General features: G+C 62.1%; 19 protein-coding genes. 11 read left to right on the top strand and 8 right to left on the bottom strand.

The features are described 5' to 3' along the window. Positions 1–21 precede the first annotated feature (21 nt). From coaBC to VLU25_10880, 5 genes are read right to left on the bottom strand one after another with little or no spacing between them, the layout of a single operon-like run. On the bottom strand, positions 22–1239 hold the full coding sequence (gene coaBC, locus VLU25_10900) for a bifunctional phosphopantothenoylcysteine decarboxylase/phosphopantothenate--cysteine ligase CoaBC (GenBank protein ID HSR68441.1): 1218 nt from the start codon (positions 1237–1239) through the stop codon (positions 22–24). Beyond that, entirely contained in the window at positions 1236–1511 is a 276-nt protein-coding gene (rpoZ, locus tag VLU25_10895) for a DNA-directed RNA polymerase subunit omega (GenBank protein HSR68440.1), read from the bottom strand. The genes coaBC and rpoZ overlap by 4 nt, the downstream gene beginning before the upstream one ends. Positions 1512–1527: 16 nt before the next feature. Continuing rightward, positions 1528–2172: a guanylate kinase gene (gene gmk / locus VLU25_10890; GenBank protein ID HSR68439.1), complete on the bottom strand. Its 645-nt coding sequence runs from the start codon at positions 2170–2172 to the stop codon at positions 1528–1530. Further along, positions 2162–3031: a YicC/YloC family endoribonuclease gene (locus tag VLU25_10885; protein HSR68438.1), complete on the bottom strand. Its 870-nt coding sequence runs from the start codon at positions 3029–3031 to the stop codon at positions 2162–2164. The genes gmk and VLU25_10885 overlap by 11 nt, the downstream gene beginning before the upstream one ends. A gap of 17 nt (positions 3032–3048) precedes the next feature. After that, complete coding sequence (locus VLU25_10880; protein ID HSR68437.1) at positions 3049–4827, bottom strand: ABC transporter transmembrane domain-containing protein; 1779 nt, start codon at positions 4825–4827, stop codon at positions 3049–3051. Between the two features lie 108 nt (positions 4828–4935). On the opposite strand from VLU25_10880, the gene VLU25_10875 reads away from it, so the two are divergent. Both VLU25_10875 and VLU25_10870 read left to right on the top strand, forming a co-directional pair. Next, a complete protein-coding gene (locus VLU25_10875) occupies positions 4936–5916 on the top strand; it encodes a PP2C family protein-serine/threonine phosphatase (protein HSR68436.1) in 981 nt (326 codons plus the stop codon). Next, the gene (locus VLU25_10870; protein HSR68435.1) at positions 5900–6379 is read left to right on the top strand and encodes a hypothetical protein; all 480 of its coding nucleotides are present in this window, start codon (positions 5900–5902) and stop codon (positions 6377–6379) included. Before VLU25_10875 ends, VLU25_10870 begins: the two co-directional genes overlap by 17 nt. 1 nt (position 6380) lies before the next feature. Here the strand turns inward: VLU25_10870 and VLU25_10865 are convergent, their stop codons facing one another. Continuing rightward, positions 6381–8165 carry a VCBS repeat-containing protein gene (locus VLU25_10865; protein ID HSR68434.1) on the bottom strand — a complete coding sequence of 595 codons (1785 nt, stop codon included), beginning with the start codon at positions 8163–8165 and terminating at the stop codon, positions 6381–6383. Between the two features lie 996 nt (positions 8166–9161). Between VLU25_10865 and VLU25_10860 the strand changes: the two genes are divergently transcribed. Continuing rightward, positions 9162–11156, top strand: coding sequence for a S8 family serine peptidase (locus VLU25_10860; GenBank protein HSR68433.1), 1995 nt, complete (start codon positions 9162–9164; stop codon positions 11154–11156). Between the two features lie 217 nt (positions 11157–11373). Further along, positions 11374–13344 (top strand): ATP-binding protein, encoded by a 1971-nt coding sequence (locus VLU25_10855; protein ID HSR68432.1) that lies wholly within the window; start codon positions 11374–11376, stop codon positions 13342–13344. A gap of 27 nt (positions 13345–13371) precedes the next feature. Here VLU25_10855 and VLU25_10850 read toward each other — a convergent pair whose 3' ends face one another. Beyond that, the gene (locus VLU25_10850; protein ID HSR68431.1) at positions 13372–14337 is read right to left on the bottom strand and encodes a hypothetical protein; all 966 of its coding nucleotides are present in this window, start codon (positions 14335–14337) and stop codon (positions 13372–13374) included. 174 nt (positions 14338–14511) lie between these two features. Between VLU25_10850 and VLU25_10845 the strand changes: the two genes are divergently transcribed. Genes VLU25_10845 through VLU25_10820 form a run of 6 tightly spaced genes read left to right on the top strand, consistent with a single transcriptional unit; the run spans position 14512 to position 21895 of the window. After that, positions 14512–16218 carry a sugar phosphorylase gene (locus VLU25_10845; protein ID HSR68430.1) on the top strand — a complete coding sequence of 569 codons (1707 nt, stop codon included), beginning with the start codon at positions 14512–14514 and terminating at the stop codon, positions 16216–16218. 51 nt (positions 16219–16269) lie between these two features. Beyond that, complete coding sequence (locus VLU25_10840; protein HSR68429.1) at positions 16270–18114, top strand: ABC transporter ATP-binding protein; 1845 nt, start codon at positions 16270–16272, stop codon at positions 18112–18114. A gap of 24 nt (positions 18115–18138) precedes the next feature. Continuing rightward, on the top strand, positions 18139–19797 hold the full coding sequence (locus VLU25_10835) for a PAS domain S-box protein (protein HSR68428.1): 1659 nt from the start codon (positions 18139–18141) through the stop codon (positions 19795–19797). 9 nt (positions 19798–19806) lie between these two features. Further along, positions 19807–20211, top strand: coding sequence for an SCP2 sterol-binding domain-containing protein (locus tag VLU25_10830; protein HSR68427.1), 405 nt, complete (start codon positions 19807–19809; stop codon positions 20209–20211). 18 nt (positions 20212–20229) lie between these two features. Further along, positions 20230–21123 (top strand): R2-like ligand-binding oxidase, encoded by an 894-nt coding sequence (locus VLU25_10825; GenBank protein ID HSR68426.1) that lies wholly within the window; start codon positions 20230–20232, stop codon positions 21121–21123. Between the two features lie 28 nt (positions 21124–21151). After that, on the top strand, positions 21152–21895 hold the full coding sequence (locus VLU25_10820) for a DUF1080 domain-containing protein (GenBank protein ID HSR68425.1): 744 nt from the start codon (positions 21152–21154) through the stop codon (positions 21893–21895). Between the two features lie 9 nt (positions 21896–21904). On the opposite strand, the gene VLU25_10815 is transcribed toward VLU25_10820, so the two are convergent. Then, on the bottom strand, positions 21905–22702 hold the full coding sequence (locus tag VLU25_10815) for a DUF2059 domain-containing protein (protein ID HSR68424.1): 798 nt from the start codon (positions 22700–22702) through the stop codon (positions 21905–21907). Between the two features lie 72 nt (positions 22703–22774). Between VLU25_10815 and VLU25_10810 the strand changes: the two genes are divergently transcribed. After that, a complete protein-coding gene (locus tag VLU25_10810; protein HSR68423.1) occupies positions 22775–23512 on the top strand; it encodes a cyclase family protein in 738 nt (245 codons plus the stop codon). Positions 23513–23525: the final 13 nt, after the last annotated feature.

Here is a 23525-nt window from a genome sequence, read left to right as displayed (position 1 = left end):
CAAAACTTCTGACGCACTGCACTAGCCCTGCGCTGTGGCCTGGGGCTGAGCCTGGGGGCGCGGCTGGGTCACGGCATCCCATAGGCGCCGTGCCATTTCTTCTTTGCTCATCAGCTCCCAGCGGGTCAGCGAGCCGTCGGCGCCCAGCAGCAGGGCCCGGTTGTCTGGGGAAGCGAAGCCCGCGTCCTGGGAGAGGATGTCGTTGGCCACGATCCAGTCCAGGTTCTTCTCGCGCAGCTTGCGCCGGGCCTCCTCTTCCAGGTCCTCGGACTCGGCGGCGAAACCCACCATCACCTGGCCCGGTCTCTTGGCGTCGGCCAGGGAAGCCAATATGTCGCTGGTCCGCTTCAGTTGCAGGCTGCTCTGATCTGGCTGCGAGGACTTCTTGATTTTCTGGCGGCTGGGCTGGGCGGGAGTGAAATCGGCCACGGCGGCGGCCATCACCACAAAGTCGCTTTGGCCCGAATGAGCAGCCATGGCATGGGCCATGTCACGGGCCGAACGGACTTCGATACGCTCCACCCCCTCGGGTTGGGGCAAGGAGGTGGGACCTGAAACCAGCGTCACAATAGCCGAGCGGCGGGCGGCCTCGCCAGCCACGGCATAGCCCATGCGTCCCGAAGACCTGTTGGAGATGAAACGCACGGGGTCGATGTCTTCCACCGTAGGGCCGGCGCTGACCAGCACTTTCTTACCCCTCAGCGAGCCGTCGCCGCCCAGGCGCTTCAGCGCCGCTTGCACGATTTCCTCAGGTTCGGCCAGCCGCCCTTCTCCCACTTCGCCGCAGGCCAGATAGCCTGATCCCGGCTCGATGATCTCCACGCCCCGCTCCCGCAGGACGCTCAGGTTGTGCCGGGTGGCCGGGTGCCTCCACATCTCCACGTTCATGGCAGGCGCCAGAATCACAGGCGTCTGGGTCGAAAGGTAGAGGGTGGAAAGAAAGTCGTCGGCGATGCCGTGGGCGAACTTGCCCAGGCTGTTGGCGGTGGCCGGAGCCACCAGCAGCAGGTCGCTGCGGCGGGCCAGGGCGATGTGCTCGATGTGGGCCGAAGAATCGTCCCACAAGCTGCCCGCCACCCGGTGCCCGGAAAGCTTCTCCAGCGTCAGCGGGCCCAGGAACTTCTGGGCAGAGCGGGTCATCACCGGAAAGATCTCCGCGCCCTCTTTCTGCAGAAGGCGCAGGATCAGGGCCGACTTGTAGGCCCCGATGCAGCCGGTGACGCCCAGGATGATCTTCATTCTTTTTCGCCGCTCTCCTCGGCGGCCTCCTCAGCGGCCTCTTCCACCACCGCCTCTTCGACCGCGGCTTCCTCATCGTCCTCCAGAATTTCGAACTCGATCAATTCCTGGGCCACTTCCTTGATGGCGATGGTATGCGGTTTGTGTCCGCGCGACTGGGCGGGCTCCAGTTTGCTGGGGGCGCCGTTGAGCAATTGCTTGGCCCGGGCGGCGGCCACCAATATGAAGCGGAACTTGCTGTCGAAACTTTCGGGCATCCGAATCTGTTGCATGATTCTCCTCAGGGTCTTAACGTGCGGCCGTCTTTTCTTCAAAAGTGCGGCAGATGCGGCCGGCGGCTTCGCGCCGACGCGCCGATCCGCAGCGGACCGCCAAAACTATAGATCTTAACTCATCCTGCGATTTTTCCAAATCGTCGTTGATGATGAGGTACTGGTAGCGGTCGTGATGAACGATCTCCTGGGCCGCAAGGGAAAGGCGGCGTTCGATTTCGTTGCTCCCGTCCAGCCCGCGTCTGCGCAAGCGCTCGCGCAGGACCTCAAAGGAGGGCGGGAAGACGAAAATCAAGACTGCTTCAGGAATTTGCCGCTTGACTTGGAGCGCGCCCTGCACGTCGATGTCGAGCAGGACGTCGCGTCCCCGCTCCAGCTTGGCAAGCACGAACTGGCGGCTGGTGCCGTAGTAGTGGTTCCCGTAGACGCGGGCGAACTCCAGGAAGGCTTGCTCAGCGATCATCCTCTCGAATTCGTCCAGCGAGACGAAAAAGTAGTCAACGCCGTGCTCTTCGCCCTGGCGGGGCTCCCGGGTGGTATGGCTGACCGAGAACTCCAGCCCCGCCACCGAGCCGAGCAATCCTGTGGCCAGAGAGGTCTTGCCGGCGCCCGAAGGCGCCGAGATGACAAAAAGGGTGCCGCGCTGGCTCTCACTCGACATTCTGGACCTGCTCCCTGATGCGCTCCACTTCCGTCTTGGCCTCGAGCGCCAGCTCCGACAGATTGGCTGCCTGCGACTTTGAAAGAATCGTATTGCTTTCCCGGTTCAGCTCCTGGCACAAAAAGTCCAGACTCTTGCCGATGCTGGCGTCTTCCACCTCGATTTGCTCAGCGAAGCGTTCGAGATGGCGGCGCAGGCGGGTGATCTCCTCCGAGATATCCGCCTTCTCACAATAGTATAGGATCTCCTGGGCCAGGCGTGTGGGATCGACGGGCTGGTCCTGGGCCATGCGCTCCACCCTTTCCGTCAGTTTTTGCCGATAGTGCTCCCGTACGGCCTCGCTTTCCTTCTCGATGTCGTCGACCCATCGGCTCATGCGCCGGAGCCTTTCCTGCAGGTCTCGCTTGAGGGTCTCCCCTTCGCTTTGCCTCTCGGCCACCACTTGCTGCAAAGCCTCCTGCACGGCCTCGACGATGCGCTCCTCCTGCTCCCGCTCCTCCAGGTCTTGTTCCCTGGAGATGAGCACGCCGGGCATGCCCAGCAGCGTGCTCAGTTGCAGAGTCCCTTCCACCCCCTGGGCCCCGGCCCGGCGGGCGATGGCCAGGTAGTTCTCTACCAGCGGCTCGTTCAATTGATACTGGTCGAGAGCCTTGGAGGTGACGTTGAGAAAAATCTCCACGCGTCCTCTGCGCAGGTCGGGTTGAACGCTTTTTTTGATGGCGTTTTCCAGACCGGCCAGTTCTTTGGGAAGTCGTGGCGCGATGTCCAGGAAACGTCCGTTGACGGTCTTGATGTCGACCACGATTTCCAGGTCGCCCCCGCTGCGGACGGCGTGTCCATATCCGGTCATGCTGCGCATGCTTGCTTCCTCGCTTCCTAGGTTTCAAACTGCAGTTCGTAAAGACGGCGATAGGCGCCGCTTTCCTGCATGAGCTTGTCGTGAGCGCCCCGCTCCAGGATGCGGCCCCGCTCCATCACGATGATCTCGTCAGCGCTGCGCACGGTTGAGAGGCGGTGGGCGATCACCACCGCCGTGGAAGTGCGCATGAGACGCTCCAGGGCTTTCTGTATCAGCAGTTCCGACTCGCTGTCCAGCGAAGAGGTGGCTTCATCGAGTATCAATATGGGAGCTTTCTTCAAGACCGCACGGGCGATGGCCAAACGCTGACGCTGCCCTCCTGAAAGGCGCTGCCCCTGCTCCCCGATGACCGTGTCGTAGCCTTGGGGGAGCTCTTCGATGAAATCGTGAATGTAGGCGGCGCGGGCCGCTTCCATCACCTCCTGAAGTGGACGCTCGGGGTGTCCGTAAGCGATGTTGCTGCGGATGCTGTCGTTGAAGAGAAAGGTGTCCTGAGTCACCATGGCCACTTGGGTGCGCAGCGATTCCAAGGTGACCTGCCGCAGGTCCTGCCCGTCGATCAGCACCGCTCCCGAGGTGGGATCGTAAAAGCGCCCGATCAGCCCCGCCAAAGAGGTCTTGCCGGCCCCGCTGCTGCCCACCAAGGCCACGCTTCGGCCTTTGGGGATCTCCAGGTCGATGCCGTCCAAAGCCGGACGCTCCGTCTGGCTGTAGCGAAGTGAGACCTGGCGGAAGACGATGGAGCGCTCGATGGGGGGCAGCCGCCGGGCTCCCTCGGACTCCTTGACGTCGATGGGGGTGTCGAGCAGGGCGAAGACGCGCGAAGAAGAGGCGAAAGCCTGTTGGAAGTGGAGGTGCATGCGGGAGAGCTTGCGGATGGGGTCGTAGAGGCGGAAAAGGGCCACGATGAAAGCGGCCAAGGAGCCGATGGTCAGTCCGTCGCGGGCCGAAACGGCGTAGCCCGCATAGAGCAGCAGCGGAGCGAAGGCCAGATAACCGATCAGCTCCATCAGCGGCGAACTGAGAGCGCTGATCTTGGCTACGCCCATGTTGTTGCGGACCAGCTTGCGCAACATGCCGTCGAAGCGCCGCTGCTCATAGTCTTCCATGGCGAACGCTTTGACGATGCGTTGTCCGGCGATGGTCTCCTGAAGAGCTTGGGAAATGTCGGAGAGGTTTTGCTGGCTGCGCTGGGCCACTCCCCGCAGGCGCCGGCCCATCAGCAGCGTGATCCACAGCACCGGCGGAGCCAGAATGAACATGGCCAGCGTCAACACCCAATCGATATAAAGAAGAATGCCCAAAAAGACCAGCAGAAGCATGCTCTGACGGGCGAAGTCGGTCAGGGTGCGGCTGACCGTTTCCTGAATCCGCTCGGTGTCGGTGATGACCCGGGCCATGATCTGTCCGCTGGCCTGACGGACGTAAAAGGCCATCGACTGGCGCAGCAGACGCTGGTGCAGGCGGCTGCGCAGAGTGGCTACGATCTTTTGTCCCACGTAGCTCATCGAGACTTCGGAGGCATAAAGGAAGACACCCTTGAAAAGGGCAAAGAGGATCAAGAGGAGCGGAATGCGGGTGAAGGCGTTGTCCTCGATGCCCAGCCAGCGGTTGATGGACGAGAAGGAACCCTGCGCCATTCCCTGCGGCGCTCCCTGCCAGTAGTTGAAGATGGGCTCCAGCATGGCCACGATCAACCCTTCCAGCAAGGCGCTGATGACCAGCAGCAGAAGCGACAGCAAGAGCAGAGGCAGATAAGGACGAATATAAGGAAAAAGCCTCCGCAGATCCCGCATGGGCCTACAGTCTAACCGCTTTGGCCCGGGAAGGCGACGGCCCGGCAGGAAAGATGAGCCGCCGGCCGGACTTTCCAAGGAGCCGACCCAGTCTATAATGACGGCTGAGTGCGAGACGAACTGCTCATTCTGCCCTTTCTGCTGACGGCGGCGGTACTCACCTACCTGGGACGCGATCTTTGGGTCGGGTCGGCAGTGGCCGGACAAGCTCTCACCTTCGCCGCAGTAACCGGGGGAGCGCTGCTGGTGCTGTTGCTGGCCAGGGTGCGCCGCGATCTGCGCGATTCCCGCCTGCAACTAGCCCGCAAGGAAGCCGAATTGAACTTCGCCCGCGAGGTGCAGAAGGCGCTCTTCCCCAAGACCTATCCCCAGGGGCGGGGACTGGCCTTTCACGGCGTATGCATTCCCGCCCAGTTCATCAGCGGGGACTATTTCGACGTGCTCGAATTGCCCGACGGAAGGCAAGTCTTCGCCTTGGCCGACATCAGCGGCAAGGGAGTATCAGCCGCCATCCTGATGGCCAACCTGCAAGCCCTGCTGCGCCGGGAGGCGCGTAACGGCGAACGGCCCGACGAACTTTGCTGGCGCCTCAACAACCACTTTTGGGAAGTGTCTCCACCGGCCAGTTTCGCCACCTTCTTCTACGCCGAGTGGGATCCGGTCGGGCGCCGTCTCCATTACGTCAACGCCGGACACAACCGCCCCATGCTCTTCAGCGGAGATAAAGTCAAGCGATTGTGTGAGGGAGGGTTGCCGCTGGGGATCTTTCCTGAGAGCCGCTACAACACCGGCAGCGTGGAGCTGCAGCGCGGAGACCTGCTGCTGGTTTACTCCGACGGGGTCAGCGAGGCCGGCTTCAGCCGGGAGGAGTTCGGGACTGCACGCATCCGTCAGGCGGTAGGTCAGGCCGGCTCAAGGGATCCGGTCCAGGTCATTGAGCGGATATTGAGCGAGGTGCGGCGCTTCGCGGAGGACGATCAGCACGACGACATGACTTTGCTGGCGGTTTCGGCCGTGGCGGTCTCACCCACGGAAGAAGAGACGGGTCAGTCCAGGGGGGAGAGGGTGCTTCATGAGAATCAACGCTAAGACTTTCACCCAACACGTGCGCCTGGCCGGCCCCTACCTGGGCATCCTCACCCTGGTCTGGCTGTTGCGCATGCTCGCCTATGCCGCCGGACTGCCCTTGAACTGGGTCGAAGTCATCAGTCTCTCGGTGGCGGTGGAAGTCTGCACCGTGCTGGCGGTGGTTCAGATTCACGTGAGCGAGTGGGGATCCTACAGCAACATCGTAGTCGTGGCTTTTCTGCTCAACGCCTGGTCCCAGCTTCAGATCGCCCTGGCCATAATCTTTACCATGGTAACCGGCGTGGGAACCGTCTACACCCATCCCAGCTACACGATTCCGCCCGGCGGCGGGGAGCATTGGACCCATCTTTACGGCCAGCTCACCTTCGTACTGGGCTTCGGCACGATCTTCGCTTTGGCTTCCGGATGCCTGCTGCTTTTCCTGCTCAGGCTGTTGCTGCCCAACGCTCCTGCCGAGGATTGATTCAGCGCGGAGGAGAGGGACGCGGCGGGCGGGGCGGCAAGTTGCGCACCGGGCGGGTCGGCGGCGCCTGAGATGTAAGAAGCGGAGCCAGAGTCCTCCAGCCCAGCACGATGATGTTGCCGATATCGATGTCGGCAGGGCCGGGGCCGTTTCCGACCATTTCATTGATGAGTGCCTCGGGCAGTCCGTCCCCGTCCATGTCGCCGGCGGCAGCGCTGTAGCAGAGAGTGTCTCCCCGGTCTCCCGCAGCACTTCCGGAGGCGCCCAGGACCTCGGTTACGCGCAGGCCTTCGAGCTGGGCCAGTCCCTCGGGACTGGTGTCGATGAAGGACGGCCAGGCGCCCGCCTGTCCGTAGAAGATGTGGACCTTGCCGGCCGAGTTGCGCTCCTCTCCGTCGATGTGCACCGAGGCGGTGGGAGCCCCGATCAGCAGGTCTTGCCAGCCGTCTCCGTCGAAGTCGCCCAAGGCTGCCGTGTCGGATCCCAGGGCGCCTCCTTCAGGACCGATGATGCGGCTCAAGCGGATGTCCGGGGGCATTGCGTTGAGGGCGATTTGGCGTCCTTTCAGGGAGGCGGCATCAAAGAAGACCCAGCCCTCCCCCGTGAAGCCGATCGCCGCCAGATCGCCCACGTACAGGTCGGGCGCGCCGTCTCCGTCCAGGTCGGCGCCTGCCAGCAGCTCCTCTCCGAAGCTGACGCCGACCCCCTCGCCGTTGAGAACGGAGACAGGTCCAGGAGCCTCCTCCAGGGCGAAAGAATAGTCGTCGGGCCACAAGCCGGCAGGGAAGGACTCGTCCCACACGATGTAGCTAGCACCCCCCAGGACTCCGCCCTGCCCCAGACCGGCCCCGCTCAGGGAGGCTCCAGCCCGGTTGAGGGTGGCCGCCGCCAGCACTTCGGCGCGGCCGTTGCCGTCCAGATCGCCGCTCTGGCAAGTGGCCCCGAAATGGGCTCCGGCGGGCAGTCCGTCGACATGGATGCGGGCCACATGGCCCTGGAGACGCTGGGGAGGCGGAAAGATGTCGAGAACGCCCCCCGAAGACAGGTGGCTCCCCCCCCGCAGCACGTAGACGGCGCCCCGCCGGTCATCTTCCCGGTCGGCGCCCGCAACAAGGTCGTCGATGCCGTCTCCGTCCACGTCTCCATTGCGCATCCAGATCCCCAGCCGGGCTGCCGCTTGGGCGCCCTCGATACGTAACACTTCCACTCCCCCTGGCGGGGCGGCCAGGTCCAGCGTCTGCTGCTCGACGGCCATCTGGCGCAAGAGGGGAGTGCCATGCACAAGTACCAGGGCGCCGGCCTGCTGGCGCTGCCCGGAAGGCGAAAAGTCCTGGCAGCCGATGACCAATTCGCCCCTGGAGTCGCCGTTGAAATCCCCCATCCAGATGGAGTCCCCGCAGTGAGCCATTTGCTGGAGTCCGGCGATCCGGAGGATCCGAGGCGAGGGCATCGCCACCATGTCCTGACCCAGCGATCCGCTGCCGAAGATCAGGTAGACTTCACCGGCTCCGAAACGCTGCAGGGGGCCCGCCGTCATGTAAGCGAGGGCGAGGTCGTTGTGGCCGTCGCCGTCCAGGTCCTCTCCGCCCGCCACCGGGACGCCGAAGATGCCGACTCGGGAGTTTCCTGCCACGCCCGAGATGCGGGTCAGCAAGCCGATCTCGGTGGGGAGCCGGGCCAAGTCGAGTTGATGGACCGGGTTCTGTCCCACCAGCGCAGCCAGGGAGCAGAGGAGAAGCATTAAGGGAAAAAGGAGCCGCCCCCGGGTGAGAATGCGATAGGTCATGGTTAGGTCCTCAAGCCTCGTCTTGCCAGGTTCTGATGGCAGGAATTGTAACCCAGGGCGGCCCTTGCCTGGGGGGGACGGCACGGCTCAGGTTGTCAATATTAAAATTTTTTCCACTCAGCGTTGGTTTTGTGATACCATCCGCACCAGCGGACGGGGATAATCCGTCTGCTGGGCACGAGATCTATGACAATCAGGAATCCAGAAAGCCACTTAATTGCGGCTAATGCATATCGTGTTTGCGGTTGCATTCGCTGGGCGCCTGATGTACAATGGATCTCATGGGCGAGCCGGGAACTCTCCCATGCCAACCTCCCGGCACGTACCTGACAATTTGGGCACACGTTTCGCGAATGATCACCCTCCATGCCGGATCGGAGCGAAGCGCAAAGTTGATTGTAGGCAGAAGATGAACTCTGTGGACTTCTGTTGACATGCTTTGTGCGCTTCACATGGCATGCCTCAGCATTTTCCCCAGTTGGCTTCTCCCTACTTGACGGGCACCGAACTCAGACTCACAGAGTCCGCCAGGACCAGATCTTGATTCCTGGCGGTCGACCCGGAATCTGAGTCGCGTTGCGGTGCAAGGAAAACTGGCACTTCTTCGAAAATTGGAAATTTGGCGGCTATTGCTGACGGTCGTGCTTTGCCAAGAGACCGGTCGTCCCGGCACTCGGCTGATGCTGGGTTGACCGGGAGATAGGCAAGCGACGGCACATCCAAAAACGGCGAGGAGGCGTCAACCGTTGATTGCAGGATTTTGTTGGGCAACAAACTTCACTATGAGGGAGGAAAAACAATGATTAAGAGTACTTTTAGTCACAAGGCCGCCCTGATCGTGTGCGTCGTGGTCGGATTCTATCTGCTGCTCGGCTGAGCGCAGATGAGGATCGGCGGACGCTCGAAAAGCAACGCACGAAGCATTTAAGAAGCGGGACGGGAGACAGGGTGTCGGGACGGCATCTCCTCCACCCCAATGAGGAGGTTCGATTCGTTATGAAGATTAACTGGTTCACCAAAGCATCGATTGCATTTGTCGTTGTGGGGTTCTTTCTGTTCGTACCCCTGCTGGCCTTTCAGGCTTCTGCGGAGCCGCAGAACGCAGGCTCCGACAGCAAGGTTTCACCCCACGTATTCCATCAACTTGACCGCCTCCGCCTTCGCAGCGGCCGTGAGGCCAGCGTGGACGTTATCGTCATGAACAGGCCGGGCATCCGCCTGCGCAGCCTGCCCGCTCGAGCCCGCGCACTCTCCATCATCAACGGCTATCAGGCGCGCCTCACGGAGGGCCAGTTACGGGAGTTGGAACGCTCGGACGATGTCCACTTCGTGGCCTTGAATGCGGAAGTCCGCTCCACCCGCTCGGCCCGAGGCGACGTTCGCGACGAGAACCGCTCCTTCCTCAACCATATGGTTGAAACGGTGGGCGCGGATCGTACGGGACTGACCGGCCGCGGCGTCACGGTGGCCGTCTTCGACTCCGGCATTGCGCGTCATCAGGATCTCGCCGGTCGCATCATCGGCGGCGTCGACTTTACCTCGGGACGAGCCCGCGTCGGGTTGGACGGCTTTGATCCGTACGGCCACGGCACTCACGTTGCCGGCATCGTGGCCGGAAACGGCATGCTATCGGGCGGCTTTTATCGCGGCGTAGCGCCTGAGGCGAATCTGCTCGACGTCCGTATCTTGGATGAAGAAGGGATTGGCCGAATCGACGACCTAGTGGCCGCAATGCAGTGGGTGATCGACCACAAGGACGAGTTCAACGTCCGCGTCGCCAACCTGTCGCTCGGCGCCCCGCCCCTGCAGCCGGCCGATCAAGATCCCCTTTGCCTGGCTGTCAGAGCCATGGTGCGTGCCGGCATCGTGACTGTGGCTTCAGCCGGCAACTACGGCTCCTTTCCTGATTTTCCAGTCGTCTACGGTGCCATCACCAGCCCCGGGCTGGAGCCTTCGGCGATCACCGTCGGCGCCTCGGATACCAACGGCACCCTGACTCATCTCGACGACCGTGCCACCGTGTTCAGTTCCCGTGGGCCGTCTCGGGACGGACTGCTCAAGCCTGATCTGATCGCGCCGGGCCGCCGGGTCGTCTCGACCTTGGCCCCCGGCAGCCACCTGGAGCGAATTCTGCCGGAACGAATTCAGGAGGATGGATACTTGCGCCTGAGCGGATCCAGCATGGCTGTGCCCTTCGTGGCCGGCAGCATTGCTCAGGTGCTGGAAGCCAATCCCCGCCTGAACCCGATTGCCGTCAAAGCGCTTCTCCTTGTGACCGCCGTCAAGATGGACGGGGAAGCCTTCAATCTGCTGGAGATGGGCAATGGCGCTCTTAACACCATGATCGCTGTCCGGGCCGCCCAATCACTGGACCTGCCCGAGGGCGTTTTCCGACAGCCTGTGGCTCCTTTTTGGTACCTCTCCAACGGAGAGCGTGTTTGGGCCGGAGGGGCATTCATTCGGGGTAACCGACTCATGCTGTCCAGCTTGGTCGGGGACCTTTCCCCGCAGCGGCAGTGGGTCGACAGGTTGAGCTGGGATAGCTCCTCTGGCTGGCTTGAGTTCTGGCAGTCCCCTGCAATTGGACCTGACGGTGCCCTCTGGGGTGACGGTGCTCTGTGGGGTGACGGTGCCTTGTGGGGCGACGGCGCTCTGTGGGGCGACGGTGCCTTGTGGGGCGACGGCGCCCTGTGGGGTGACGGTGCCTTGTGGGGCGACGGCGCTCTGTGGGGTGACGGCGCCTTGTGGGGTGACGGCGCCTTGTGGGGTGACGGTGCCCTGTGGGGTGACGGTGCCTTGTGGGGTGACGGTGCCTTGTGGGGCGACGGCGCTCTGTGGGGTGACGGCGCTCTGTGGGGTGACGGCGTCTTGTGGAGTGAGGGTGCCCTGTGGGGTGACGGTGCTCTGTGGGGTGACGGTGCCCTGTGGGGTGACGGTGCCTTGTGGGGTGACGGCGCCCTGTGGGGTGACGGCGCTCTGTGGGCGGATTAATCTTGGGCAGCTTCGGGTGTCAGAAGTCCTGCCGGACTTGACGTCGCCCCAAACCGACTGACAACGCTGCAAAGAATCGAACCTGGCGGCGCAGCCAAGTCTTGGCTGCGCCGCTTCTTTGTTTTTACAGACTCGGGTTAACGTCCAATCAGCCGAATCGACATGGTATCCTAGAAAAGTTCGCAATCTGAGGAAAACGCCTTCCTTTCGAGGCATTATGAGCAGTCCAGGGGTCACCACATCGAGAGCCGGGCGGGTCTATCTCTACCTTCTGATTATGCCAGGACTGGTGGTGATCGCCCTTTCTTTCTACCAGGTGGTGGTCGAGACCGCTTTCGGCCACGGGGATTTGAGCTGGCTTTTGCTAGTCGCCCTGACAGGCTTGGGTGCAGCATTCCCAATAAGTTTCCCCTCCCCCTCGCGTCATCAAGGGATCATCCTCACTTTTGGCGACCTCTTCCTCTACACAGGCATGCTCCTTTATGGGCCGGCCGTGGCTACCATCATCGCCTTCACGGAAGGGACGGTCGGCAACTTAAGGTCTTTGAAGAGGATCAAAGGCTATGAAAAGATTGTCTTTAACATTTGTCAACTCAGCATAGCCACCTACATAGCAGCCCAGGTCCTCTATCTGGTGGCGGGAACAGACTGGCCTTTTGATCCCGACGTCGCCTGGTCTCGACCGGGAGTCTTCGTTATCGCCCTGGTTTCGGCGGCGGCTCTCCACTTCACGCTCAACTTGGGCTCCATAGCGATCGCTATGACCCTCTATTCGGGCCAGCCCTTCTATGTGGCGCTGAAGCGAGGCCTGCTGTGGACTTCCCTGAGCGCCGGCTTGGGCGCCATTGTGGGAGCGTTGGTCTTGCTCAAGTTGAAAGACGCGACTCTGCTGGTTATCCTGCTCGTCCTTCTTATCGGATTCATAAACTACAATATTATTCGATTCTACCAGCAGAGCATCGAGAAGCTGACACGATCGCGCCTGTTTCTTCAAGCGATTGTCGATTCCATTTCCTCCTACATTGCGATCTTGGACCGCAGTTGCAAGATCATGGCCGTCAACCGTGAGTGGAAGGAATTCGCCGAGCAGCACTCTTTGCTTGGACCGTGTGGTCAGGAAGGGGACCGCCTCACCGACTTTCTCGAGGCTCGGGCGGGGACGGCCCATGAAGTGGAGACGAGCCGAACCATTTGTGAAGGTATTGATAAGGTCGCCCGCTTGGAGCTGGACGACTTTGAGCTCGAGTTCTCCTCCGGGAGAGGGCACGAGAAACGTTGGCTGATCTTGCGCATTCATTCCTTCGAAGATAGCGGCGAGTTACGGATCTTGGTTGAGTTCGGAGATCAGACCACCCGCAAAGGACTGGAGGAACAACTCCGCCACGCTCAAAAGATGGAAGCCATCGGACGGCTGGCGGGCGGCGTGGCCCACGACTTCAACAACATCCTGACCATCATTTCGGGATATGGGGCCTTCCTGCTGGAGTCGGTGGACGGAGACCCCAAGATACGCCTGCAGGTGGAGACCATTCTGGACGCCGCCGACCGCGCCAGTGCCGTGACACGTCAACTATTGGCTTTCAGCCGCAAGCAGGTCATGGAACCGCGCATCGTTCCCTTGAACGACTTGGTCGGCGAATCGGAAAAACTGTTGCGCCGCTTGATCGGCGAGGATATCGAGCTGATCTCAACCCTGAGTCCAGATGCCGGTTCGGTCCGGGTCGATCCCGACCAGTTTACCCAGGTTCTGATGAATCTGGTCGTCAATGCCCGCGACGCCATGCCCGACGGCGGAACGGTACGCCTGGAAACATGGTCGGCCTATGTGAACCGTGACAGCGTCCCAGACGCCGAGAAGGAGTTCTCCAGCGGAGAATACGCTTGCCTGCGGGTTAAGGACACAGGCGAAGGCATGGACCGTGAAACCCTGGACCATATTTTCGAGCCCTTCTTCTCCACCAAGGAAAGCGGCAAGGGGACGGGACTGGGCCTTTCAACGGTCTATGGCATCATCAAGCAGAGTGGCGGGCATATCACCGTCAACAGCGAGAAGGGCCGGGGCACGTCCTTTGAAGTCTATCTGCCTCTGATGGTGTCCGGTCAGGTGGAACGCCTGCCCGAGGAACAGGGCATTACCGAAGGTCCCCGCTCCCAGGTCTCAATGCCGCAGAGCGACAGCCCCCGCTGACCCGCACCGAAGCGGCCCCCGCGCTCATCAACGCTGACCGTCCAACACTCCGTTCCAGGGAGCGACGACGATCGTGACGTCTCCCTGGCACTTGGCTTGGCAGGAGAGGCGGATGAGAGGCTGCTGATGGTCTTTGCCGTCGCGGGGAAGGTATCCGAAATAGCGCATGCGGCGCTGCTCGAAGGCCGAGGCCGGGCTGAGATTGTCTTGGCCGTGCAGCACCCCCACCCAGCAATAGCCGCAGGCGGCGCTGCGGCATTGGGCGGGAATGGGTCCCTCGATACGGCGCGGGTCGATGGAGGTGTAGTCGCCTTCAACCTGGGCGGCGGCCCAGGAGATATCCTGCCCCTGCAAGACCTGGAAACTGGCCCCCTCGGCCCGGCTCTCGTCCCATACGACCCGGTAATTGCGGGCGGCTCCTTTGAGGAAGTCGAAGAACCCCCCGCTGGCGCGCTTGCGAGCCGTGAGGACCTGCTGGGGCGAGCGCTTCCCGGTTGCCCCCTGAGCGGCACTTGAACGCTTCTCGTACAGGGCTGCGAATCCAACCTGGCGCAGCATCATCAGTGCCGCCAGGCTGAGTCCGAGGAGCAGCGCGGGGCCGGCCTGGCAGCTCTGAGAAGCCTGCCCGGCCACCTGGCGGGCGTGCTCGGCCAATCCGCTCTGAGAGGCAGAGGCCGATTCGGCCCTGGCAAGGACGGCTTCTTTGATGCGGGGCCAATAGCGGGCCGCATAAAAGAAGGCGATGCTGCTGTCGATCTGCTCTTCCAGCTTCCAGTTCCCGTCCAACTCCAGTTCCTTGGCGGTCTGGTCGGGATCCGGGCTCTTTTCCAGAGCCTCGCACAGGCTCAGAGGCCAGAAGCGAAACCAGATGCGCAGGGCGGACTGATCAACCGGATGCGTCTGTTGGGCAATCTCTTCCACCGCGCCGTTCCAGGTTTCCTGGTCGCACCGGGTCAGTTCCTGAACGAATTCCTCTGCTGGTCGTGAAGCCATCTCTTCTCCCCTTGCCGGTCTATCAAGACGCGTCCAAAGCCGCACATCATACCTGAAAGTCAGGACTGGAAACAACGTGGTTTCCTTGAGGCTTCTTGAGAGGACTTCTTGACTGCGGGCCCCGCCCAAGAGCAAGATGGCCTGCGCCCTTGCCCGCAAGGAGGAGGACGTTTGGTGGCTTTCGGCAAAGAGGAGCGTCGGCGCCTGCTGCGTCTGCTCAGCCAACTCTATCCCACGCAGACCGCTCGGCGGACGCTCTCCCAGCTTCTCTCCCTGGTCGAGCGCTTCCGCGCCCCCGGCGGACTGCCCCCCTGCTGGGAGGAAAAGGACGTGGTGCTGATCAGCTACGGCGGCGGCCTTGCCGACGGCGGCCGCCCAGGTTTGCAGGTATTAGATGACTTTGTGGCCGGCGAGGGGCTCCACGAGCTCTTCTCGACCCTCCACATCCTGCCCTTTTTCCCCTCGTCCTCCGACGACGGCTTTTCAGTTATCGACTACCGGAGCGTGGCCTCCGACTTGGGAGATTGGGATGACATCGCCAGGATTCGCAGTCGACTCCACCTGATGTTCGATTTGGTGCTCAACCACTGCTCGCGCCGCAGTCCCTGGTTTGAACAGTACCTGGAAGGGCGCCTTCCGGGCTTGGACTATTTTATCGAGGCCGATCCCGGGGCGGATTGGTCGCAGGTGGTCCGTCCCCGCAGCAGTCCTCTGCTGACCCCTTTCCAAACCAGCCGGGGACTGCGCCGCCTGTGGACCACTTTCAGCGAAGATCAAGTCGATCTGAATTTCGCTCAGCCGGCCGTGCTGCTTGAAATGCTCTCCGTGCTGCTCGCCTATATCGAGCGCGGAGCCCGCATCATCCGACTGGACGCGGTGGCTTTCCTCTGGAAGCAGGCGGGTACCTCTTGCCTCAACCTTCCTCAAACCCACGCCGTCGTCCAGCTCATGCGCAGGCTGGTGGAGAGGCTGGCTCCGGGCGTACTTCTCATCACCGAAACCAACCTGCCCCACCAGCAGAACATCAGCTATTTCGGTGAGGGAGATGAGGCTCATCTGGTCTATCAGTTCAGTCTGCCTCCTTTGCTTCTGGACGCCTTCCTCAATCAGGACGCCGGTCCTCTGATCGAGTGGACGCGCCACCTGTCGAAGCCGCCTGAAGGAAGCTGCTACCTCAACTTCACCGCCTCTCATGACGGAATCGGGTTGCGCCCGCTGGAGGGATTGGTCAGCCGGCGACGCCTGGACCGGCTGGTGCGGGCGGCGCGGGAGAAGGGCGGACTGGTTAGCCAGGGTCGGCGACCGGACGGCTCGCAGGCTCCCTACGAACTCAACATCACCTATCGGGACGCCCTCTTCGGGGATGGTCTGGAGGAAGCGCTTGAGGTGAGGCGCTTCCTCAGCTCCCAAGCCCTCATGCTGGCCTTCCGGGGCATACCGGCCGTCTATTTCCACAGCCTGGTGGGGACGCCCAATGACCTGCAGGGCTACCGCAGCTCCGGCATCAAGCGCCGCATCAACCGCCACATCTACGGCCTCGAGCGTTTGCGCCGGGTCCTGCTGCGGGCCGGGGCTCAGCGCAGCATCTATCAAGGCTATCGCCGCCTGCTCGAGGTTCGCCGCAGCCAGTCCGCCTTTCATCCCCAGGGAGGGCAGGAATTGTGGCCCGCCTCCAGAGGTCCTCTTTTCGGTCTGCTGCGCAGCGCCCCCGATCACTCGCAACGACTGCTCGTCATCGTCAACTGCTCGGCCCGGCCCCAGACCCTGACCAGGGGCCGCCTGGGGGGCGATTACCGCTGCGACCTTCTCTCGGGGCGCTGCCTGGAAGAGGAAGTACGCTTGGAGCCCTTTCAGGCTCTCTGGCTGGCTGAGCAGGGATGAGGAGGGCGGCCAACCCGTTGACGCTGGTGCATGAGCTATCATGGGAGGATCTTGAAGGAAGAGAAAAAGAAGATCGACTATTCGGCGGCTTGGAAAGAGGCCCGCCGGATTGTCTGGGAGCGACGCCGGCGCATGTTGCTGGGCCTGCTTCTTCTGCTGGTCAACCGTTTGGCCGGATTCGTCCTGCCAAGCTCCTCCAAGTACCTCATTGACGATGTGCTGGGGAAGGGCAACGCCGAGTTGTTGGGGTGGCTGGCCATCGCCGTCATCGTGGCCACGCTTGTGCAGGGAGCGACCACCTTCGGCCTGGCCCAGATTCTCAGTGTTGCCGCCCAGTACACGATCGCCCAGTTTCGCAAGGTCGTCGAGCGCCACGTCGTGCGCCTGCCCGTCAGTTACTTCGATTCCACCAAGAGCGGTGTGCTTATCTCGCGGGTGATGAGCGATGCCGAGGGCATCCGCAATTTGGTGGGAACGGGCATCGTGCAACTGATTGGAGGCATCTTCACCGCCATTCTGGCCTTGGGCGTCCTCTTCTGGCTCAACTGGGCCATGACGGTCGTCCTCATGGTGGTGCTGGCCGGCTTCGGAGCAGGCGTGGGAGTGGTGCTCAAGCGCGTGCGTCCCATCTTCCGCGAGCGCGCCAGGATTCAGGCTGATGTGACGGGACGGTTGGGCGAGACGCTGGGAGCCATCCGCACCGTCAAGGCCTTTCGGTCGGAGAAGCATGAGGACCGCGTTTTCGCCCAGGGGGTACACCGCCTCTTCCGCAACATCGCCAGCACCATAACCGCACTCTCGGGAACCTTGGCCATCAGCAACGTCATCCTGGGAGCCGCCGGGGTCACTATCATGTGGTGGGGCGGACGGGCCGTGCTGGCCGGCCAGATGTCGCTGGGCGACCTCGTCATGTACATCTTCTTCACCGCCATGGTGGCCGGACCGGTGGTCCAGATCGCCTCCATCGGAACCCAGATCAGCGAGGCCCTGGCAGGCTTGGACCGCATCCACGAGGTGCGCAGCATGACCACCGAAGTGGAACGCGACCGCGAACGCCGGCCGTTGCGGAGGATTCGCGGCGATGTGGAGTTCGAGGACGTTTGGTTTGAGTACGATGAAGGCGTGCCGGTGCTCAGAGGCGTCTCGTTGCAGGCTTCAGCCGGGACGACGACCGCCCTGGTAGGTTCCAGCGGATCGGGAAAGAGCACCCTCATCAGTCTTATTCTGGCCTTCAACCGTCCCCTCAAGGGGCGTGTCCTGGTCGACGGCGTCGATCTCAAGACCGTTCGCCTGCGGGACTACCGTTCCTTCCTCGGGGTGGTGCTGCAAGATAATGTCCTCTTCGACGGCACCATCGCCGAGAACATCGGCTACGCCAATCCCCGTGCCCGGCGCCAGGAAATCATCGAAGCGGCCCGCATCGCTCACGTAGATGAATTCGCCGAGAGCTTCGAGAAGGGATATGACACCATTGTGGGTGAGCGGGGCGTCAAGCTTTCCGGAGGCCAGCGTCAACGGGTGGCCATTGCCCGCGCCATCATCGCCGACCCGGTCATTCTCGTTCTTGACGAAGCCACTTCCAACCTCGACAGCGAGAGCGAAGCCCGCATCCAGGAGGGCCTCAGACGGCTGCGCCGGGGCCGCACCACCTTCGTCATCGCCCACCGGCTCTCGACCATCCGCAGCGCCGACCAGATTCTGGTCATCGAGGAGGGCCAGGTGGTGGAGCGCGGGAACCATGCTCAACTCATGGCCCAGCAGGGACGCTACAAAGAACTTCATGACAAGCAGTACCGCCTGGAGTCTGATCTCTTCATCAATCCGGGGGAAGATTTCTCGCCCCAAGACGAGCGTCCCGCGGTCGAGAGAGCACCCCGAGGCGGACATGGACATTGACGGCGCACGAGCGCGGGACGGCAAATGACCAGACGCAAGAAGTCTCGGGAAAACTTTGAGGTAGAGCCGGCGGGGGCCGGCCGCTCGGAGCAAGCCTTGGATGATCTGCCTGCCGAAGAGGAGCTTCTCCACCGCCTTGACCAGCAGGCGGCCGTGGCCGATCTGGGACTGCGGGCCTTGGAAGGTGGAGATCTGCAGGACCTGATGGAGGCCGCCGCACAATCGGTAAGCGAGGCCCTGCGGGTCGAGTTCAGCAAGATACTGCAATTGCGCTCCGACCGTAAGACCCTCTTGCTGCAAGCGGGAGTGGGATGGAAGGACGGGCAGGTGGGTCAGGCCCTGGTCAGTGCCGAGGCCGATTCCCAGGCTGGTTACACTCTCTTGTCGGCATCGCCGGTAATCGTGGAAGATTCCGGCAGCGAGGAGCGCTTCAAGCCCGCCCGCCTGCTGCAAGAGCACGGCGTCCTCAGCGGCGTCAGCGTGCTCATTCGCTGCCGCGAGGATCCCTGGGGCGTGCTGGGGGCTCACAGTCCCGGTCTGCGGCGATTCACCAAGGCCGACGTCCGTTTTCTGCAGTCGGTGGCCAATATCCTCTCTTCGGCTATCGAGCGCCTTGAGGCCGAGAAGTTTCTGGAGGCCAGCGAAGAGCGCAACCGGGCCATCGTCGAGAACGTCATCGACGGCATCATCACCATCGACTCGCAGGGGATCATTCAAGCCGTCAACAACTCGGTGTTGCGCATTTTCGACTACCGCCGCCGAGAACTGCTGGGCCAAAACGTGGCAAAGCTCATGCCTGAAGAGGACGCCGAGCGCCACGACAGTTACATACGTGACTACCTGGAGACCGGAGAGGCCCACATCATCGGCGTTGGACGGGAGGTCGTCGGCCGGCGCAAAGGCGGCGGCGAGTTTCCAATGCACCTGGGAGTCAGCGAACTGGTCCTGCAACAAGACCGCATCTTCGTCGGGGTCATTCGCGACCTGACCCAGGAAAAGGCACTGCAGGAAGAACTCATGCAGGCTCAGAATCTGGCCTCGCTGGGCGAAATGGCGGCCTCGGTGGCTCACGAAATCAAGAATCCGCTGGCGGCCGTGTCGGGGGTCATTCAGATCCTCAAGGACAACAATGCGGTAGCGCCTCCCTACGACGAGATCTTCGGCGAACTTGCCGACCGCATCGGTCTGCTCGACAACACCGTCAAGCGATTGCTCATGTTCGCCAAGCCCTGGCAGCCTCAGCCCCAGCAAATCGACCTGCGGGAATTGCTCGAGCACGTCGTCGAATCGGCCTCCGGGCAAGAGGCCTTCAGCGGCGTCAAGATCGGCCTTAAGGCGCCCCGGCCCGTTCCCGCCTCTGTCGACATCGTGCTTTTCGAGGACGTGCTGTGGAATCTTCTTTACAATGCTTGCGAGGCCATGCCCGAGGGCGGGACCGTCACCGTCGAAGCTGAAGCCGACCCGGAAGGCGGCGCATGGGTGCGGGTCATCGACCGCGGGACGGGCATCCCCAAAGAGCTGTTGGGCAAGCTTTTCAGGCCTTTTTTCACCACCAAGGCCAACGGAACCGGGCTGGGCCTGGCCATTTGCCGCAAGATCATGCGCCTGCATAAAGGGACGATCAGCGCCGCCAGCGAAGAGGGTAAAGGGACCACCTTGCAACTGTTTCTACCCGCCAACTGAGGAGAGCCGATGATGTCAATCGATGTTTTCAGCGACGCTTGGGCCGAGCAATGGAAGGTTCGGATCAATCGAAGCGAGGCCTATGCCAAGGCTGCCCAGGACTGGGTGGGCGCATTGGTCATGGTGCAGGACGGCGGGGAGGGAAGCCAGTCGCCTGCCGTCTATGCCGATTTGCGTCAAGGCCGGTGCATCGAGGCCCGAGCCGCCCGCCCCAGTGACTTGGAGGAGGCCGACTTCGTCATCGCCGCCTCTCAAGAGACTTGGAAAAGCCTCTTCGGCGGCGCCCTTGATCCCATGTTCGCAGTTCTGCAGGGACGGCTGCAACTGCGCAAAGGAAAGACCGCCGAGCTTTTGCCCTACGCCAAGGCAGCTAGGGAAATGGTAATGGCGGCCCGCGATATCGACACCCGTTGAGCTTCTTAGGAGGAGTGCATGGAGGCAGCTACCCGCAGCTACCAGATCGGCCGCGCGACTGGACTCGACCACGACTGTTTTCCCATCCGCTTGTGGCATAAGGCCAAGCGCCTGGGCGTGTGGAATCCTCAGGAAATCGACTTTGAGCGCGATCGGCGCGACTGGACGCAGCTCAACGCAGACGAGCAGGACGTGTTGCTGCGCCTCTCCTCCCTCTTCCTGGCGGGAGAGGAGTCGGTCACGCTCGACCTGCTGCCCCTTCTCCTCACCCTGGCGCGGGAGGGTCGCCTGGAGGAAGAGATCTACCTGACCTCCTTCCTTTTCGAGGAGGCCAAGCACGTCGAGGTCTTCCAGCGCTTTATGGAAGAAGTAGCCCGGCCACGGCAGGATCTTTCAGGCTTCCAGGGAGAGAGCTATCGAGAGCTCTTCCAGCAACGCCTCCCCCAGGCACTCAACCGCCTGCTGGAGGATCCGTCGCCTCAGGCCCAGGCCCGCGCTTCGGTGACCTACAACCTGGTGGTGGAAGGCGTGGTGGCTGAGACGGGATATCATGCCTATCACTCGGCCCTTTCCCGCAGAGGCGTCCTGCCCGCGATGCAGCAAGCCATCCGCTTGGTCAAACGAGACGAGTCGCGTCATCTGGCCTATGGCGTTTTCCTCCTCTCCCGTTTGGTGGCCGAGCACGGCGATCCGGTGTGGGAGATCATCCAAGATGAGATGAGCGAACTGCTCCCTTTCGCGCTGGGCATCGTGGAGGAAGTTTTCGCCGCCTACCGGGAGCCGCCCTTCCAACTGGATCTGGACGAGTTTCTCGACTATGCTTCAGGACAGTTCCAAGCCCGCATCCACCGCATAGACCAGGCCCGCGGGCTCCCTCCGGAGGAAGTCTTCCGGCAAGGCGCAGAGGATTGAGGAGAAGGCCAAGAAAGGTGTTGAGAAGATGTCGAGATCGAAATCCAAATCGAGGTTGCTGCTCCTTGGCCTTGGCCTGGGAGCCCTGGGCGCGCTCGTGTGGGCGGCGGTGCTGACGGCACAGCCGGAGAGTGAAGTCAATACCCTCAGCGAGGAAGAGAGGGCTCAAGGCTGGCGGCTGCTTTTCGATGGCCGCACCTTTGACGGATGGAGAGGGTATGGCGGCGAAAAGGTGCCCGAGGCCTGGGAGATCCAGGACGGCGCCATGGCCTACGTACCCGGAAAGCAGGACCGCGGCGACATCATGACCGAGGACGAATTCAAGAACTTCGAGCTGCGCCTGCAGTGGAAGATCTCGCCGGGGGGCAATTCAGGCATCTTCTTCCATGTCGACGGCGGGCAGGATTGGTCTTGGCAGACGGGCCCGGAAATGCAGGTTCTGGACAATGAAGGCCATGCCGACGGACGCAGTCCCCTCACCTCGGCCGGATCGAACTACGCCCTTCACGCTCCCTCTTCCGACGTCACGCGCCCGGTGGGGGAGTGGAATCAGGTGCGCATCCTGGTCGAGGGTCCTCACGTCGAGCATTGGCTCAACGGCGTGAAGATCGTCGAGTACGAGCTGTGGAGCGAGGACTGGGAGCAACGGGTCGAGGCCAGCAAGTTTAAGGACATGGACGGCTACGGGCGAGCCGGCAGGGGACACATCGTCCTGCAGGATCACGGCAACAAGGTATGGTTCCGCGACATTAAGATCCGTCCCATCCAGTAACCCGGCGGGTCAGGGGATCTTTTCAACCAGGCTCAATATCTTGCGGTCTTGCCGCAGGAAGTACTGGATGTGGATCTTGCTCCCCGCCGGAAGAAACTCCTGCAGCTTCCCTTCCTCCCATTGACCCTCGTTGTCGCGCAAAAGGTCGTCCACCGGGAAGCCGTTGTCGTCGTGGAAGCTGCTGTCTTCGGTCAGGGCGAAAACCTCCTCTTCGCCCCTCCTGTCGAGCACGGTCAGCTCCTCGCCGTTGATCTCCACCACTTCGGCATCGCGCAGAGCCAACGTAATGCGTGCAGATCCTTGCCTGGACTGTCTTTGGGCAGGAGGTGCCTGGCTCCCCGACTCCATCTCCTCGGCTCTTTGCTGAATCGCCTCCACCAGTTCGGCTTGGTGCTCCTGCATGATTTCCTGCACGGCGCGTGAACTGCGGCGGTAGATCTGGGGCAGGATGGTGATGGACTTGCGGCCCGTCGGCGTCTGGTAAAAGGCGATCAGATCTTCAAGCTCCTGCCGGGTGAAGGCCTCGGCGTAGGCTTGGGTCATGGGTTGCTGCAGTTCTTCCCAAGTCAGATGCTTATGGAAGAATTCTTGCAGGATGTCTTCAAAGGCCCTGATCTCTGGAGAGGCGGCCAACTGGTCCTGCAGTTCCATGTCGATCCACTCCTGCATGCTCTCGCCCATTTGGGTGACTTCCATCAGCCTCTCGGCTGCTTTCAGCCTTTGGGCGGATTCGTCGGGGGTGTCCTGAGCCTGGAACGGGCCAGCAAGCAGGAAAAGGGCCACGAGAAGGGAGGGCCAAGGCGACATGGGAAACTCCTTGAAGAACAGGACTGATTGCAGTCGGCATTGTATCCCGTGGCCGGAAGGGAGATCAATTCGATGAATTCCACCCTCGACCGTCAGGGCCGGCCTTCAGCCGCGGGAGCGGGAGGGGCTGCGCTGCCGCCTCACATCCGTTTTCTCGATCTCAGCCATGACGTTCGGGACGGGCTCTCCAACGGTCCAGGACTGCCTCCTGTGCGGGTCGGCGACTACACTTCCCACCGGGAGTCGCATCTCTTCCTCAGCGAAGACACCATGCTGCATCGCGGCCGCATCGACATGGTCACCCGGGGAGCCACCGCCATCGACGTGCCTTTCTGCCGTTTCAAGTACGGGGACGACCTCTCCGAAGTGCCCCTGCAAAAGTTGGCCGACCTTCCCGGAGAGCTGATCGACTGGTCTCAAGCCCCGGGCCAAACCCGCCTCAAGAAGATCGTGGAAGCGCGCGATCTGGAGGGCAAAGCCGTCCTCATCCGCAGCGGCTGGAGCCGCAATTGGGGGAGGCCTGAGTACTTCTACTGTCATCCCTACCTGAATCCCATGGTGGTGGAGGCCTTGCGCAATCAGGGGGCGGCCTTGGTGGGCATCGACTGGCCCGATGTGGACGACGACCGCCATCAGCGGCGTCCCGCCCTGACGGTGCTGATGGGCGCCGGGATTCCGGTGGTGAAGAACTTGAAGGGACTTTCTCAACTGCCCCGGTCAGGGTTCCGCTTTTTCTCGCCGCCCGTCAAGGTCTTCGACCAGGGCTCTTTCCCGGTGCGGGCTTTCGCCATCCGCGACCGGCTCTATTGAGAATCCCCCGAAT

This window comes from Acidobacteriota bacterium (assembly GCA_035471785.1).
Lineage (GTDB): Bacteria > Acidobacteriota > UBA6911 > RPQK01 > DATIPO01 > JANQFM01.
Note: the sequence above shows the minus strand (reverse complement) of the source record. Positions and strands in the feature narration are given on the sequence as shown.